The sequence below is a fragment of the Sedimentitalea todarodis genome (assembly GCF_032595355.1).
Lineage (GTDB): Bacteria > Pseudomonadota > Alphaproteobacteria > Rhodobacterales > Rhodobacteraceae > Sedimentitalea > Sedimentitalea todarodis.
Genome location: NZ_JASMWN010000002.1, coordinates 55,567 through 69,740, shown reverse-complemented (window position 1 = coordinate 69,740; position 14,174 = coordinate 55,567). Strand labels below are relative to the sequence as shown.

14 protein-coding genes are annotated in these 14,174 nt (G+C 59.7%); 12 read left to right on the top strand and 2 right to left on the bottom strand.

Features of this window, described 5'->3' with window-relative positions; genetic code table 11:
- Positions 1–5 precede the first annotated feature (5 nt).
- The 3 genes from QO231_RS03065 to QO231_RS03055 all read left to right on the top strand — a co-directional run bounded on the left by QO231_RS03065 (position 6) and on the right by QO231_RS03055 (position 2,233).
- Positions 6–494 carry a hypothetical protein gene (locus QO231_RS03065; protein WP_316773244.1) on the top strand — a complete coding sequence of 163 codons (489 nt, stop codon included), beginning with the start codon at positions 6–8 and terminating at the stop codon, positions 492–494.
- Positions 495–577: 83 nt separating this feature from the next.
- Positions 578–997 (top strand): hypothetical protein, encoded by a 420-nt coding sequence (locus QO231_RS03060; RefSeq protein WP_316773242.1) that lies wholly within the window; start codon positions 578–580, stop codon positions 995–997.
- A 3-nt stretch (positions 998–1,000) separates the two neighbouring features.
- On the top strand, positions 1,001–2,233 hold the full coding sequence (locus QO231_RS03055; RefSeq protein WP_316773241.1) for an HlyD family secretion protein: 1,233 nt from the start codon (positions 1,001–1,003) through the stop codon (positions 2,231–2,233).
- Positions 2,234–2,264: 31 nt separating this feature from the next.
- On the opposite strand, the gene QO231_RS03050 is transcribed toward QO231_RS03055, so the two are convergent.
- Positions 2,265–3,530, bottom strand: coding sequence for an MFS transporter (locus tag QO231_RS03050; protein ID WP_316773239.1), 1,266 nt, complete (start codon positions 3,528–3,530; stop codon positions 2,265–2,267).
- Between the two features lie 370 nt (positions 3,531–3,900).
- Between QO231_RS03050 and QO231_RS03045 the strand changes: the two genes are divergently transcribed.
- From QO231_RS03045 to QO231_RS03015, 7 genes are all read left to right on the top strand, one after another.
- A complete protein-coding gene (locus QO231_RS03045) occupies positions 3,901–4,245 on the top strand; it encodes an AtpZ/AtpI family protein (RefSeq protein WP_316773238.1) in 345 nt (114 codons plus the stop codon).
- A gap of 66 nt (positions 4,246–4,311) precedes the next feature.
- On the top strand, positions 4,312–5,019 hold the full coding sequence (locus tag QO231_RS03040; RefSeq protein ID WP_316773844.1) for a F0F1 ATP synthase subunit A: 708 nt from the start codon (positions 4,312–4,314) through the stop codon (positions 5,017–5,019).
- A 64-nt stretch (positions 5,020–5,083) separates the two neighbouring features.
- A complete protein-coding gene (locus tag QO231_RS03035) occupies positions 5,084–5,320 on the top strand; it encodes a F0F1 ATP synthase subunit C (protein WP_085799500.1) in 237 nt (78 codons plus the stop codon).
- Between the two features lie 83 nt (positions 5,321–5,403).
- Positions 5,404–5,979, top strand: coding sequence for a F0F1 ATP synthase subunit B' (locus QO231_RS03030; RefSeq protein ID WP_316773233.1), 576 nt, complete (start codon positions 5,404–5,406; stop codon positions 5,977–5,979).
- Between the two features lie 5 nt (positions 5,980–5,984).
- On the top strand, positions 5,985–6,545 hold the full coding sequence (locus QO231_RS03025) for a F0F1 ATP synthase subunit B (protein ID WP_316773231.1): 561 nt from the start codon (positions 5,985–5,987) through the stop codon (positions 6,543–6,545).
- Positions 6,546–6,670: 125 nt separating this feature from the next.
- Positions 6,671–7,525: a DUF5672 family protein gene (locus QO231_RS03020; RefSeq protein ID WP_316773229.1), complete on the top strand. Its 855-nt coding sequence runs from the start codon at positions 6,671–6,673 to the stop codon at positions 7,523–7,525.
- A gap of 96 nt (positions 7,526–7,621) precedes the next feature.
- On the top strand, positions 7,622–9,157 hold the full coding sequence (locus tag QO231_RS03015) for an FkbM family methyltransferase (protein WP_316773228.1): 1,536 nt from the start codon (positions 7,622–7,624) through the stop codon (positions 9,155–9,157).
- Between the two features lie 72 nt (positions 9,158–9,229).
- Here the strand turns inward: QO231_RS03015 and QO231_RS03010 are convergent, their stop codons facing one another.
- Positions 9,230–9,997 (bottom strand): FadR/GntR family transcriptional regulator, encoded by a 768-nt coding sequence (locus QO231_RS03010; protein WP_316773227.1) that lies wholly within the window; start codon positions 9,995–9,997, stop codon positions 9,230–9,232.
- Between the two features lie 160 nt (positions 9,998–10,157).
- Here QO231_RS03010 and QO231_RS03005 point away from each other — a divergent pair, with 160 nt between their 5' ends.
- Entirely contained in the window at positions 10,158–10,565 is a 408-nt protein-coding gene (locus QO231_RS03005) for a hypothetical protein (RefSeq protein ID WP_316773225.1), read from the top strand.
- Between the two features lie 140 nt (positions 10,566–10,705).
- On the top strand, positions 10,706–14,161 hold the full coding sequence (smc, locus tag QO231_RS03000; RefSeq protein ID WP_316773224.1) for a chromosome segregation protein SMC: 3,456 nt from the start codon (positions 10,706–10,708) through the stop codon (positions 14,159–14,161).
- The last annotated feature ends 13 nt before the right edge of the window (positions 14,162–14,174 follow it).

Sequence of the window (14,174 nt, the reverse complement as noted above, 5' to 3'; positions counted from 1 at the left end):
TTGGTGTGCAATTGATCACCGCCGGCGATGCCGACGCATCCTCGGTCTGGATCACTTTCACAGCGGCGGGCACCTGCGTTCGGCCCGGGCGCGGCAGACCACCCCTTGAGCAACGTCCGCAAGGGCAGAATTTGTCAGAACCGGGCGTTCTACCTGATTGGGCGAGGGCCGCGCCCGACCCACTCATCGCCATCAACGACCGGATTCACTTCCGCATATCGCGCGCAATCATCCCGATTGCGGGAACTCCGGGTTACGCTAGGGTCATTAAAGCCATTTTCGGCGAAACCGCTCAGAACCGTAATCTGGAGAAGCGCCTGCAGCTCGGCGTCGAGGTCAGCGGTATCAAACACACAACGTGTCATCAGTCCGTCTCCTTTGAATTATCACAAAGAAACAAGTCCATGCCGCCCAATATCGGCAGCTCTGAAACCATAGCATCCCGTCACCACCGGGCCCATTCAGGTATTCCGGACCCGGCAGGTGCGTTCTGACCCGCGCCGGTGGTTTCCGATATTGCCGCGCGCAGTGTGGTGGATCATAGTGCACGCATTGAAACTGAACATGAGCTTATCCCGTGGCGACTCCTGATCTGAACCCGATGGCTCCCGCATATCTGCCACCTTTCATAGCCGGCCCAGATGGGAGCGATCCGCTTTTTACCTTCATGACGGTTTTTGCCATCGGACTCGTTTTGATGATTGGTGTTCTTTACCTGACTTTGCACGCGATGCCGGAACGGATGGCACATGAGAGCAATCATTCGCAGATGCAGGTGGTGGGAATTCTCGCGCTCTTGGCGCTCTTCACTCATAACAACCTGTTCTGGGTCGTGGCCATTCTGGTGGCAACGTTCCGCATGCCCGATTTCCTGACCCCGCTCAATTCGATCGCCGCTTCGCTTGAGGCCGCGACCCGCCGGCAGGAGCCGGAACCACCAGCGCCAGCGCCAGAACCGGTGAACGAAGCACTGCCCCAACGCATCGGCGAGGAGTGAGCCATGCTTGAAACGCTGATCTGCGCAATGTTCACCATTCTGCCCGACTTCCTGTTTCGCCGCTATGTTCAGGGCAAGCGGATCGGGCATGAAATCAACTTCTTTTCGGTCTGGTATGAATTGCGGTGGGGGCTGGTCACCTGCTTTATGGCGACGACGACCGTGATCACGCTGTTGTTCTATTTTCACCCCTCGACCAGCGCGGTTTCGTCCTATTTTAGAACTGTCACGATCCTGCCCGAGGCTGGCGGCCGCGTGGCCGAAATCTATGTCGTCAACAATCAGGCGGTGAAGGCGGGTGATCCGTTGTTCCGGCTTGACTCAGCAAGCCAGGAGGCAGCAGCGGCCACGGCAGAAACCCAGGTAGACCAGGTGACTGCCGCGCTTGAAGTTGCTCCGACAGAAATCGCTGCGGCTCAGGCGTCATTGGATCAGGCAAAGGCGGCCTATGAACTGGTCGAGGCCGACTATTTGCGCAACAAGAAGTTGCTGGACGAAGGATCACCGGCGGCCAATCGGGCAGAGGTCGACCGTCAGGCGAGCCGTCTGAAGGAGCGCGAAGGGCAGGTGCACGCGGCCGAAGCGAACCTGGAGGCCGTCAAGCAGAACATGGAGATATTGCTGCCGGCACAGAAAGCCAGTGCAGTTGCGGCGCTTGAGCAGGCACAGACACAGTTGGAAAAGACGCTGGTGGTTGCCGGAATATCGGGTCGGATCGAACAGTTTGCACTTGAAGTCGGCGATGTCGTCAATCCGCTCCTGCGGCCAGCGGGGCTGTTGGTCCCGACCGAGTCCGGACATATCCGGTTTCAGGCGGGGTTCAACCAGCTTGCGGCGCAGGTTCTCAAGCCGGGGATGATCGCGGAAATCGGCTGTCTGACCAAACCATTTACCGTGGTGCCAATGGTGATCGTGGCGGTGCAGGATGTGATCCCCTCGGGCCAGTTTCGCCCAAGCGATCGGTTGTACGACCCGCAGGACAATGAACGCCCTGGCACGATCACGACCTTTATGGAACCGCTGTATCAGGGCGGCATCGACCCACTGCCGCCCGGCAGCACCTGCATTGCGAACGCCTATACGAGCAATCACGAGCGGATGGAGCATGAAGAAATGAGCACCGCCAAGCGGATCGGGTTGCACATCATCGACGGAATTGGCGTCGTGCATGCAGCCATGTTGCGGTTTCAGATGTTGCTCTTGCCGGTCACGACGCTGGTGTTCTCGGGGCATTGATCGCGTTCAGCCGTGCAGGAACTTTGCGGGCTTATTGTCCCAACTCGGGAGTGACGGGCCGTTCTTCGTCATCGGGTTTGGCGAATGCTGCCGTTTCCGGCGTACTGGACCGGGCCAAAGGCGACATGGCGAAATCCACCTTGTCGGCTATGGCCACCTCGGGCCGCTGGGTCATGCGCCAGAGCGTAAAGACGATGATCAGCGTATGGGCGAGCATGGTGGTCATGAAGAGGGCGCTGACATTCAGATTGGTCATGCCAAAGCCAGCAACCAAAGGCCCAACGATCCCGCCGACGCCGTATAGGAGAAGCAAGCCGCCGCTGGTCTGGATGTAGCTGTCCGGGGCGGCATGGTCGTTGGCATGGGCGACGATCACCGGATACATCGCATAGATGGCGGCACCCAGTACCGCCGCAATGATCAGGTTGGTCGTTGCATCCTGTGGGTGCAGCAGGACAAAGGCCAGATCCGCACAGATTGCGACGACCGAGATTCCTACCAGGACTTTGCGCCGGTCCATGCGGTCAGACAGCGCCCCGACCGGAATTTGCGCCGCAGCGCCTGCCAGAATCGGAAGGCTGGTGAACAGGGCGATGGTGGCAAGCACCAATCCGATGCGATCCGCATAAACAGCCGCCAGCGTGCCAAAGGCGCTGTTGGACACGCCGATCATCATTACTGCAACGACGGCCACCGGCGAATTGCGCCAAAGGCCACGAATATCCAGCCGCACGGAAACCAGTGGTTTGGGCGTGGTTGTAGAGGATATCGCGGTCGGGATCAGGGCAAAGCTGTAGACCATCGCGGCAACCACAAAGAACAGGTAGCCGGTGGTGTCGCCCAGCGTCAGCATCATTTGTCCTGCCGTTGTCGCACCCAGGTTGATCATCGTATAAAACCCGAAAACCTTGCCACGGTTCGCCGCCGTTGCCCGCTCGCCCAGCCAGCTTTCGACGATCATCGCGGTGCCAGCGAAGCAGAAGCCGGACAGACCCCGGAGCGGTATCCAGGTCCAGGGTGACATGAGAATCAACGAGCCAAGAACAGCCACCGCGCAAAGCGAACATAGCGCGCCAAACGCGCGGATGTGACCGACTTTGGCCACCAGTTTCGGAGTCAGGAGGCAGCCTGCGATGTAGCCAACCGCCCATCCGGTGCCCAGCAGACCGAGGGAAAAGGAACTGAACCCTTCATGCGAGCCGCGGACCGGCAGGATCAAGGTATTGATGCCGCCGGCGAGCACGAGAAGGGCGGAGCCAAGCAACAACGCACTGATCGGGAGAATATGGCGGAACATAGGAGACCCTGTGCGTTGTTCTGACAGGTGCGTTCCCGTCCGTCCTGTTCAGTCTATGTGGAGGGTGTGCTTCAACTCAAGCCCTTGGGTCTTGCCCGACCGAAATCAGTGATAACGACAGGTTGCTAACGACAGGTTGCTATTGTCCACTGTCAGCCAGCGGGTGAGGCCGGCAGAATGGCATAGTCAACCAAGAGGTTGAATATGAGAAAAAGCCAGGAACCAAAGGTTGACGGCTGCGACGGTTTGTTGCGCCTCGCAAGAGGCTCAATTTAATTTATTTTAATCAGTATCTTAAGAGCGTTTTCGGCGCGACAATCTCGCAATTGACTCTGACCCGCCCGTTCCGTAGCACCTAAACAGACAACGCATGAGGGATATCCCGGTGATCGACGAGGACCAAAAGCGGCGTTTGGCGCAGCTTGAGGCCAAGATCGAAGCGGCCAAGCAGGTCGAACCGGGGAAATCCCATAATGATGAACACTACTCTCAGGCGCATCTGGCCTGGCGGATGGTGATTGAATTGGTGGTCGGTCTCGGGATCGGCTTTGGGATGGGATACGGGCTGGACAGCCTGTTCGGGACACTCCCGATCTTCCTAATCCTGTTTACATTGCTGGGCCTCGCCGCAGGTATCAAAACGATGCTGCGCAGCGCGCGAGAGATCCAGAATACGAAAATGGCCGAAGAGGCCGAAAAGAACGAGAGGGACTGAACCTTGGCAAGCGAATCGTTGGGTGTAGAACACGTCTCTGAGGAAAGCGGGCTGGTCTTCCACCCGATGGACCAGTTCATCGTCAAGCCGCTGTTTGGCGATGGTGCTGTCGCCTGGTACACCCCGACCAACGTCACCCTGTGGCTGGGACTCACGATTCTTGCGATCATCGCCCTCCTGGTGCTGAGCACCAGCAAGCGCGCGATTGTGCCGTCGCGCGGCCAGTCCATTGCCGAACTGGCCTATGGCTTTGTCTACAAGATGGTCGAAGACGTGACGGGCAAGGACGGGATCAAGTATTTCCCATATATCATGACTTTGTTCATGTTCATCGTCTGCGCCAACTTCCTCGGGCTGATTCCGGGGTCCTTCACCACGACCAGCCATCTGGCGGTGACCGTTGTGATGGCGATGGCCGTGTTCCTGACCGTGACGATCCTGGGGTTCGTGTTGCATGGTGTCAGCTTTATCAAGCTGTTCTGGATCAGCGCCGCGCCTTTGCCGTTGCGACCGATCCTCGCCCTGATCGAGGTCATCTCCTACTTTGTTCGCCCGGTCAGCCACTCCATTCGTCTGATGGGCAACATGATGGCCGGCCACGCAGTGATGAAAGTGTTCGCGGGCTTTGCCGCGGTTGCCGCCATCGCGCCGGTCTCGGTTTTGGCGATCACCGCGATCTATGCTCTCGAAGTGCTGGTGTCCTTCATCCAGGCCTACGTTTTTGCAATCCTGACTTGTGTGTATCTCAAGGACGCATTGCACCCGCATCACTAAGTTGTGTGGCGGGACGCTCCCGTCGCCTGAGAACTCAACCTATTCCATCGTAAGGAGAAAAATCATGGAAGGTGACGTCGTACAAATGGGCGCATATATCGGCGCAGGTCTGGCTTGTACCGGTATGGGCGGAGCCGCTGTCGGTGTGGGCCACGTGGTCGGGAATTTCCTGTCCGGTGCGCTGCGCAACCCGTCGGCCGCTGGCGGTCAGACAGCGACCATGTTCATCGGTATCGCATTCTCGGAAGCGCTGGGGATCTTCTCGTTCCTCGTCGCGCTTCTGCTGATGTTTGCCGTCTAAGCCCTTCGGAACCCGATTCCTTACGGCTGGGCGGTGCACGTGATGCGCCGCCTAGCGTAAGCTAAGTTCCCAAGGAGAACGACATGGCAACCGAAACCACAGCAGTCGAACACGTCAGCCCGGTTAGCCTCGAAGAGGCCGGAACATGCGTGGATGCGCATGGCGGTGCCATTGGCATGCCGCAGCTGTGTTTTGACTGGTTCCCCAATCAGATGTTCTGGTTGGCCGTCACGCTGGTCGTGATCTTTCTCGTGCTGTCGCGCGTGGCTTTGCCGCGCATCGCCGCGATCCTTGCGGAGCGTCAGGGCACGATCACCAGCGATCTTGCCGCTGCCGAGGATCTGAAGGCCAAGGCCGTCGAGGCGGAAGAGGCGTACAACAAGGCGCTGGCGGATGCCCGCGCCGAGGCACAGACCATCGTCACCAAGGCGAGGGCGGAGATTCAGGCAGATCTGGACGTCGCAATCGAAAAGGCGGATGCCGAGATTGCGGCCAAGTCAGCCGAATCCGAAAAGGCCATTTCGGAAATCCGCGCTGGTGCGTTGGAGAGCGTCAAGGCCGTTGCAACCGACACCGCAGCAGAGATCGTTGCGGCACTGGGCGGCAAGGCAGATGCAGATGCGGTTCAAGCCGCAGTTGCAAGCCGTGTGAAAGGATAAGAGATATGCGCAACATCATCGCCCTTGTCCTGACCTTTGGCGCAGCCAGTCCCGCGCTGGCCGCTGGCGGTCCGTTTTTCTCGCTGCACAACACGAACTTTATCGTTCTGCTGGCGTTTCTTCTGTTCATCGGCGTGCTGGTTTACCTGAAAGTACCCGGCAAGTTGGGTGGAATGCTGGATAGCCGCGCCGAGGGCATCAAGTCCGAACTCGACGAAGCCCGTGCGCTGCGCGAAGAAGCACAGACCATCCTGGCGTCCTACGAGCGCAAGCAGAAGGAAGTTCAGGAACAGGCAGATCGCATCGTGTCGACGGCCCGCGAAGAAGCGGCGCAAGCTGCGGAGAAAGCCAAGGAAGACCTGCAGCTTTCGATCGTGCGTCGTCTTGCTGCCGCAGAAGACCAGATCTCATCGGCCCAAGCCTCGGCCGTGAAAGAAGTGCGCGATCAGGCGATCTTGATCGCCATTGCCGCTTCGCGTGAAGTGATTGGCAAGCAGATGACCGCGACGGATGGCAACAAGCTGATCGAGAGCGCCATTGCCGAGGTGGACGCAAAACTGCACTAGGCGTGTCCGCCCATTGCCCTACTTTTTTCTACCGAGTCCCGGGCGCCGATGGCGGCCGGGGCTTTGTTGTTTGTCAGCGCTGCGTCGGGTTCAAACCGTTCGGGCCATGCCGGGGGTGCGGTTGAATGTCGAGTTGCAGCATCATCATCCCGATCTACCGCCCACTCAGTCCGGCAGAGTTCGATCTTGTACGTCACAATCTGCGAATGTTGCGGGGCTTCCCCGCGGTCCTGATCGGGGGACATGGGCAATTTGCGCTGCTCTCTGAACTCCGCGATGCACTCGGTGCCGCCGACGATGCCGAGATCACTGTCGAGACCTTCGAGGACCGCTGCTTTCGCGATGTATCCGGATATAACAGTCTCCTGTCTGAACCCGACTTCTATGAACGGTTCGTTTCGAGCGACTACATACTGATTTGTCAGCATGATGCGATTATCCTCAAACCCACGCTGCGGGAGTGGTTGGGCAAGGGCTATGCATTTGTTGGATCACCGATGTTCGAGGGATATGGTGAACCGAGGCGGCCACTGCAATTCTTGCAGACCCTGAATGGCGGCCTGTCGTTGCGCCATATTCCATCGACCCTGTCGGTATTCAGAAATGCGGTGTTTCTGCCGCGGTCTCTCGGGATCCGTGTGGCAGGCAAGGTCGGTATCATCTCTGCTGTGAATTGGGCCCTTTCCCTCATCGGAACTCAAAGGGTGGTCGTGCGACGCAAGGTTCTGAACGAGGATGTCTTGTGGACCAGAGACATCGCTGCCGCCTTTCCCATGTACAGGATCCCATCGCCCGAGATTGCGGCATCGTTCGCCTTCGAGGTCTGCCCGGCGGATCTGTTCGCGCGAACGGGGAGGCAATTGCCGTTTGGCTGCCATGCTTTCGAACGCTATGATCCGGATTTCTGGCTTGCCCACGCACCGAGCGAAGTTGTGCGTCTTGTCAGGGCGCTGACGCCAGCCAACGCCGATAAGGATTGATCCCCTTGATTGATTTTGACACATCCGGATCAAACATGGATGATCCTGCGTCGCCCTCAAGATCGTTGGACCAGCAATCTGCATGCGAGGCACCTTATGAATTCGGATGACCGCCCCAACACCGTCAAGCCCGTCGCGATTGACGGCCATCCGACCTATGACATCGAGTTTTCCTTTTGCTCGCTGGTGACGAAGAACGCCCAATATCAGGCCATGGTGCAGTCGATGGTCGATAGGGGATTTGACGAGAGCTGTGCCGAGTTTCTGTATATCGACAATTCGGCCAGCAATCAGGGCGATGGCTATGGTGGGCTGAACAGGCTTGCAAACCATGCGCGGGGTGAGTTCGTCGTGTTCTGTCATCAGGATGTTCTCGCGCTCGACGGGCCGGAACGGCTTCGCGAGATTATCCGTGAACTGTCCGAAGCGGATCCGCACTGGGCGGTTCTGGGTAACGCGGGGCTGCGTGGGAATGAGCAGTTCATGTTCCTGAATGAACAGGCAGTGGTTTTCGCGGCACCCCAGCGAGAACGACCAGAACAGGTTGAATCTCTTGATGAGAACTTCATCCTGTTGCGACAGGATGCGCGGCTTGGCTTTTCCTGCGATCTTGAGGGGTTTCACCTCTATGCCACAGATCTGGTCACACAGGCGAAGCTGCGAGGGTTTTCCTCCTATGCCGTTGACTTTCGCGTTGAGCACCTTGGGAAAGGAACGATTGATCAGGTGTTTTATGACGCCTGCAACCGGTTCGAAAAGAAGTACGTAAAGGCCCTTGCCGAGCGTTCGGTGACTACGACATGCACGCGACTGGACATCGGCAACGCACGGGGCGACGCCCGGAGACATCGGCAAACCTTCGTTGAGCGGGGTGGTCAGGAATTTGTGCGACCCAGCAAGAGGTTAAAGAAGGTCATTCGAACACGAGCCGCAAAAAACATGCTGGATGTCGAAGGCATTCGGTTCGAACATCCCGGCGACATTCCTTACCTGACGTATAATGCGATGCGCAAAGGGTACTACGAGAAGCCCATGTGGAGGCTGATCAGGGACGAAATGCCAACGGATTTGCCGGTTGTGGTTCTGGGTGGCGGCTACGGTGTGATTTCGGGTCTCGTCAATCGCAGGCTAGGGAAAGATCAGCGGCAGGTCATTGTTGAGGCCAATCCGCAGCTCTTCGACCTTTGCCGCGACAATGCCTTGCGTGGCGGTGCGGATCGGGAATTGTGTGTGCTCAATCTAGCCATCGACTATTCCGGCGTGGACAGAGTGCCATTTGACGTGCCTGCGGATGCACGTGCTGGTGGTGTTGTGGCTGATCGGCGCGCGCAGCAACAAGCGAACGCGATCCTGGTCCCGACGACGACCCTGTCACAGTTGCTCGCCAGCAAAGACATGGTTGCGCCGTATGCGTTGATCTGTGACATCAACGGGGCGGAGTTCGATCTGATTTCAGATGATCCGGAAGGTTTGAAACAGTGCCAGTTGATGGTCGTCAAACTTCATCCCAACGCGTTCTATGCGCAGGGAGAGACGATCTCTTCCTTCCTTCGCAATCTGGATCACGCCGGGTTCGAAGTGCGCGCAAATGACGCCACGGTCATCGCCGCCAGTCGCAAACCGACGGCGTGAATAGCATGATTGGAGCGTTACGACTCTAACATCGCCTATCGCACCTGTAGCCTTTGCGAGAACCATTGGCTGCTATTTTTGCCCGTGGGTCTGGCTCAGTTTCTGTCTCGCGATGGCCTCGTTCGTTTCAGACCGGTGCTGGTCCCGGAGCGCCTGCTCGACAAAGTTCAGATGGGCAATTACGGCGGTGCGGGCGGCATCCGGGTTTCGGGCCTGGATTGCGTCGTTGATGCTGCGATGCTGGTCTAGCAGCGCGTCACGGCTGGTGCGCTGCTCAAAGATGATCTGGCGATTATAGAACACGCCACTGCGCAGCAGATCGAACATTGACCGCATCATGTGCAGCATGACGACATTGTGGCTGGCGTCGATTATGGCACTGTGAAATTGCGCATCCAGTTCCGCATCGTCCTCGGCATTGCGCCGCTTGGCGTTGGCCATTTGGTCAAAGGTGGCCTGGACAACCGCGAGATCACTATCGGTGCCGAGGCGCGCGGCCCGTTCCGCGGCGAGTGCTTCAACGTCGCGGCGGAAGGAGAGATAGTCAAACACGGCCTCGTCGTGCCGCGCGAACAATTCGGTCAAGGCCGGAGAGAAGGCAGAGCCCAGCACTTCGGCCACAAATACACCAGCGCCGGCGCGCGTGGACAGCAATCCCTTGGCCTGCAGCTCTGCCACTGCATCACGAAGGCTGGGGCGGGAGACGCCGAGCCGGTCCGACAGTTCCCGCTCCGAAGGCAGGCGTTCGCCGGGGCGAAGAATCCCACGCAGTATCAATTGTTCAATCTGACGAACGACCGAGGTTGACAGCTTTTCTGTCTGGATTTTCTGGAACGGCATCTCTTGGCTCCGCTGATTGGTAAAATGATATGACCAGAGAACGGCGGGATTCAACCCGGTTTTTTGGCGGCTGATGGCGTAGAAAATCGGCTTTCAACGTGCGCGGTGAGCCCGCAGATCATAACGATTCATTTACCGTCATTGGCGCACTGTGCGGCCTATGGTTCGACTGATCTTGCTCCTGCTGGTATGGCTTGGTGCCTGTAGCACTCCGGGGCCGTATTTTCGCGATCTTCCGGCGACCCGCGTCACCGTTGCTGGCAGCGCTTTCGATGTGCGTGTTCGTGGGGAGCTGGCCGAGGCGCTTCGGGTCAATCCGCAATACGCGCCCCGGCTCGGGCCATTGCCCGTGCGTGCGCGTTTCGCAATGGCGCAGGTCAGCGGGTGCGAGGTTGTACGGGTGTTGGGTGATCAGGCGCAGATGACAGGTGAACTTTCTTGCGGTGGGCGGCCGCCAGACTGGTCCCGGCAGCCGGTTCGGGCGTCCTACAGCTGCGTCCAACTCAGCACCTGGTTGGATGATGAACCGGGTGCGCCGTACTATGACTATGATTGTGATCCCTATTGATCGGCGGAAAATCTATGGCAACGATCAATATATTGTGGAAAAATCCGCCTATTTGACCAGATAGAGCGTAAACGCGTTGACTCGGTGGGGGGCTAGGCGGCACATTTCGGACTCATGCAGGAATCAGGACAGGTCCGACAGTGCGCTTTACCAAACTCCGACTGACCGGCTTCAAGAGCTTTGTTGATCCAACCGATCTGATCATCGCGGATGGTCTGACGGGCGTGGTGGGTCCGAATGGCTGTGGCAAGTCGAACCTGCTTGAAGCATTGCGTTGGGTGATGGGGGAAAACCGGCCCACGGCGATGCGGGGCGGTGGCATGGAGGACGTGATCTTTGCCGGAGCCGCAACCCGGCCCGCACGCAACTTTGCCGAGGTCTGCCTTCATATCGACAATTCGGACCGACTGGCACCCACGGGTTTCAACGAGGCCGACACGGTGGATATCGTGCGGCGCATCACGCGGGACGTGGGCAGCGCCTACAAGGCGAACACCAAGGATGTGCGCGCCCGAGACGTTCAGATGCTGTTCGCGGATGCCTCTACGGGCGCACATTCACCCGCGCTTGTCCGTCAGGGGCAAATCGCGGAACTGATCAACGCCAAACCCAAGGCGCGGCGGCGTATTCTTGAAGAGGCGGCAGGGATCTCGGGGCTCTATCAGCGACGGCACGAGGCGGAACTGAAACTCAAGGGCGCCGAAAGCAATCTCCTGCGCGTGGATGACGTGATCGAACAGTTGGCGACACACCTGGCGCAACTGGCCCGGCAGGCCCGGCAGGCGGCGCGGTATCGTCAAATCGGCGAACACTTGCGTCAGGCCGAGGGCATGTTGCTCTATAGCCGCTGGAAGGAAGCCGACGCCGCGCGTGCCGCAGCCGAGGACGTCTTGCGCGGACGCACCACCGAGGCGGCACAGGCCGAAGCAGCGGCGCGGCAGGCAGGCAAGCTGCGGACGGAACTGGAAGAGGCGTTGCCGCCGTTGCGCGAAGAAGAGGCGATTGCCGCCGCCGTCTTGCAACGCTTGCAGGTGCAGCGCGATACGCTCACCGACCAGGAGAACCGCGCCAAGCAGACGATCGACACGCTGACGGGCAGGATCGAGCAGTTGGGCCGCGACATCGACCGGGAGACCGGTCTGAACCGGGATGCGGATGACACGATCGAACGGCTGGACTGGGAATTGTGCGAGCTTGCCAAGGCCGGTGAGGGGCACGAAGATCGGCTTGTTGAAGCTGCGGAAATGGCGACGGAGGCGGCGTCTGTATTGCAGGCGCGGGAAACCGATCTGGCACAGCAGACCGAGGACGTTGCGCGCCTTGCCGCTCGCTATCAGTCGGCGCAGCGCCTGTTGGAAGACAGCCGCAAGACACAAGCCAAATCCGAGGCGGAGGCGGCAAAAGCACGCGAGGCGATGGCTGCATCACGGGCGGCGCTGGACAAGGCGGGGCAGGATCTGGAGATGGCGACCGCCGCCGAAGAGGCTGCGGTCGAGTCGGCTGCAAACGCCGAGGACGCATTGAGCCAGACCGAGGCAGACCGGGCAGAGGCGCATGAGCGCGAGGCCGATGCGCGGGCAGAACGGTCAGAAGCAACCGGCGAATTGAATGCCTTGCAGGCAGAAGTCACCGCGCTGAGCAAACTTCTTGAGCGAGACACGGCCGAGGGTGGCCAGGTGCTCGACCGGTTGCAGGTCGAGCAGGGATTCGAAAAGGCGCTTGGGGCGGCGTTGGCCGATGATCTGCGGGCACCAGAGGTTGAAGGCGACGGGCCATCCGGCTGGACGGTACTGTCGGCGTATGCGCAAACGCAGGGATTGCCGGGCGGGATCACGCCGCTGTCGAACCATGTGTCGGTCCCGGACGTCTTGCAGCGCCGCATGAGCCAAATCGGTCTGGTGGCAGCCGACGACGGGCCGCGTCTGCAGGGGGACTTGAAACCGGGGCAGCGGCTGGTGTCGCTCGACGGCGATTTGTGGCGGTGGGACGGTTTTCGGGCCTGGGCCGAGGACGCGCCGAGTGCGGCGGCCCTGCGATTGCAGCAACTGAACCGGTTGGAAGAACTCAAGCAATCCCTGGTGCAAGCGACCGCGCGGGCAGAAGGGGCCGCGCAGGCGCATGAGGCACTGACCAGAACCCTGAGCGATCTGGCCGAAGCCGATCAACGCGCACGGATCGCACGCCGTGATGCCGACCGGGCGGTGACAGATGCCGGTCGCGCGCTGAGCCGTGCCGAAGCGGATCGAAATCTTGCAAAGGGGAGGCTCGAATCGCTGGGTCTCGCGGTAACCCGGCACGAGGAAGAGGCGATGTCCGCGCGCGCGCAACTTCGCGAGGCCGAACGGGCTCTGGACGATCTTGGCGATCTGGATGCGGCACGGGCGGCGGCGGATGATATCAAGATGACCGTCGAGGCCAGCCGGATCACGATGATGTCGCGCCGGTCTGCCCACGATGAGCTGCGCCGTGAAGGCGATGCGCGCACGCGCCGTAGCCAGGACGTGACCAAGGAGTTGAGCGGCTGGCGTCATCGGCTTGAGACGGCGGAGAAGCGGATTTCCGAACTGGCCGAGCGCAAGGCCGTTTCAGAGCAGGAACTGGACGAAGCCAGCGCCGTGCCTGCCGAAATCGCCGCCAAGCGTGATGAACTCTCTATTGAGATCACCAAGGCCGAGGTGCGGCGCACTGACGCCGCAGATGCCCTGTCGACCGGCGAAAGCGCGCAACGAAATGCGGTGCAGGCCGAACGTGAAGCCGAACGGACAGCCTCCGAAACGCGCGAGGCGCGGGCCCGTGCCGAGGCCCGGATGGAAGCCGCCCGCGAAAGCGTGAGCCATGCGGCCGAGCGGATTGCCGACGATCAGCAACTGACGCCCAGCCAGTTGCTCAATCAGCTTGATGTGACCCCTGACCAGATGCCGGATGCGGAAACGCTCGAGGCTGAGGTGAGCCGCCACAAGCGGCAGCGCGACGCCTTGGGTGCGGTGAACCTGCGGGCCGAGGAAGACGCCAAGGAGGTGCAGCAAGAGCACGACACCCTGCAGAGCGAAAAGGCCGATCTGGAAGAGGCGATCAAGACGCTGCGCAGCGGTATTGCCGGTCTCAACCGTGAAGGTCGCGAACGGCTGCTGACGGCGTTTGAACAGGTGAACAGCAATTTTTCACTGCTATTCAAGCATTTGTTCGGCGGTGGCGAGGCCAATCTTGTGATGGTGGAAAGCGATGATCCGCTGGAGGCCGGGCTCGAAATCATGTGCCAACCGCCGGGCAAGAAGCTGAGCACCTTGTCGCTGTTGTCAGGTGGCGAGCAGACCCTGACCGCTATGGCGCTGATCTTTGCGGTGTTCCTCGCCAACCCGGCACCGATCTGTGTTCTGGATGAAGTGGACGCGCCGCTGGATGATGCGAACGTGACGCGGTTCTGCGATCTGCTGGACGAGATGTGCCGCCAGACCGATACCAGGTTCCTGATCATCACGCACCACGCCGTCACCATGAGCAGGATGGACCGCCTGTTCGGTGTTACGATGGCCGAACAAGGCGTGTCGCAGTTGGTATCTGTCGATCTGAAAAAGGCGGAATCCATGGTGGCCTGAACCACCCGAAAAC

Bases quoted from the DNA above. Each gene is read 5' to 3' on its own strand.
- QO231_RS03055 (WP_316773241.1), top strand. From the start codon at position 1,001: ATGCTTGAAACGCTGATCTGCGCAATGTTCACCATTCTGCCCGACTTC.
- QO231_RS03050 (WP_316773239.1), bottom strand. From the start codon at position 3,530: ATGTTCCGCCATATTCTCCCGATCAGTGCGTTGTTGCTTGGCTCCGCC.
- QO231_RS03045 (WP_316773238.1), top strand. From the start codon at position 3,901: ATGAGGGATATCCCGGTGATCGACGAGGACCAAAAGCGGCGTTTGGCG.
- QO231_RS03040 (WP_316773844.1), top strand. From the start codon at position 4,312: ATGGACCAGTTCATCGTCAAGCCGCTGTTTGGCGATGGTGCTGTCGCC.
- QO231_RS03035 (WP_085799500.1), top strand. From the start codon at position 5,084: ATGGAAGGTGACGTCGTACAAATGGGCGCATATATCGGCGCAGGTCTG.
- QO231_RS03030 (WP_316773233.1), top strand. From the start codon at position 5,404: ATGGCAACCGAAACCACAGCAGTCGAACACGTCAGCCCGGTTAGCCTC.
- QO231_RS03025 (WP_316773231.1), top strand. From the start codon at position 5,985: ATGCGCAACATCATCGCCCTTGTCCTGACCTTTGGCGCAGCCAGTCCC.
- QO231_RS03020 (WP_316773229.1), top strand. From the start codon at position 6,671: ATGTCGAGTTGCAGCATCATCATCCCGATCTACCGCCCACTCAGTCCG.
- QO231_RS03015 (WP_316773228.1), top strand. From the start codon at position 7,622: ATGAATTCGGATGACCGCCCCAACACCGTCAAGCCCGTCGCGATTGAC.
- QO231_RS03010 (WP_316773227.1), bottom strand. From the start codon at position 9,997: ATGCCGTTCCAGAAAATCCAGACAGAAAAGCTGTCAACCTCGGTCGTT.
- QO231_RS03005 (WP_316773225.1), top strand. From the start codon at position 10,158: ATGGTTCGACTGATCTTGCTCCTGCTGGTATGGCTTGGTGCCTGTAGC.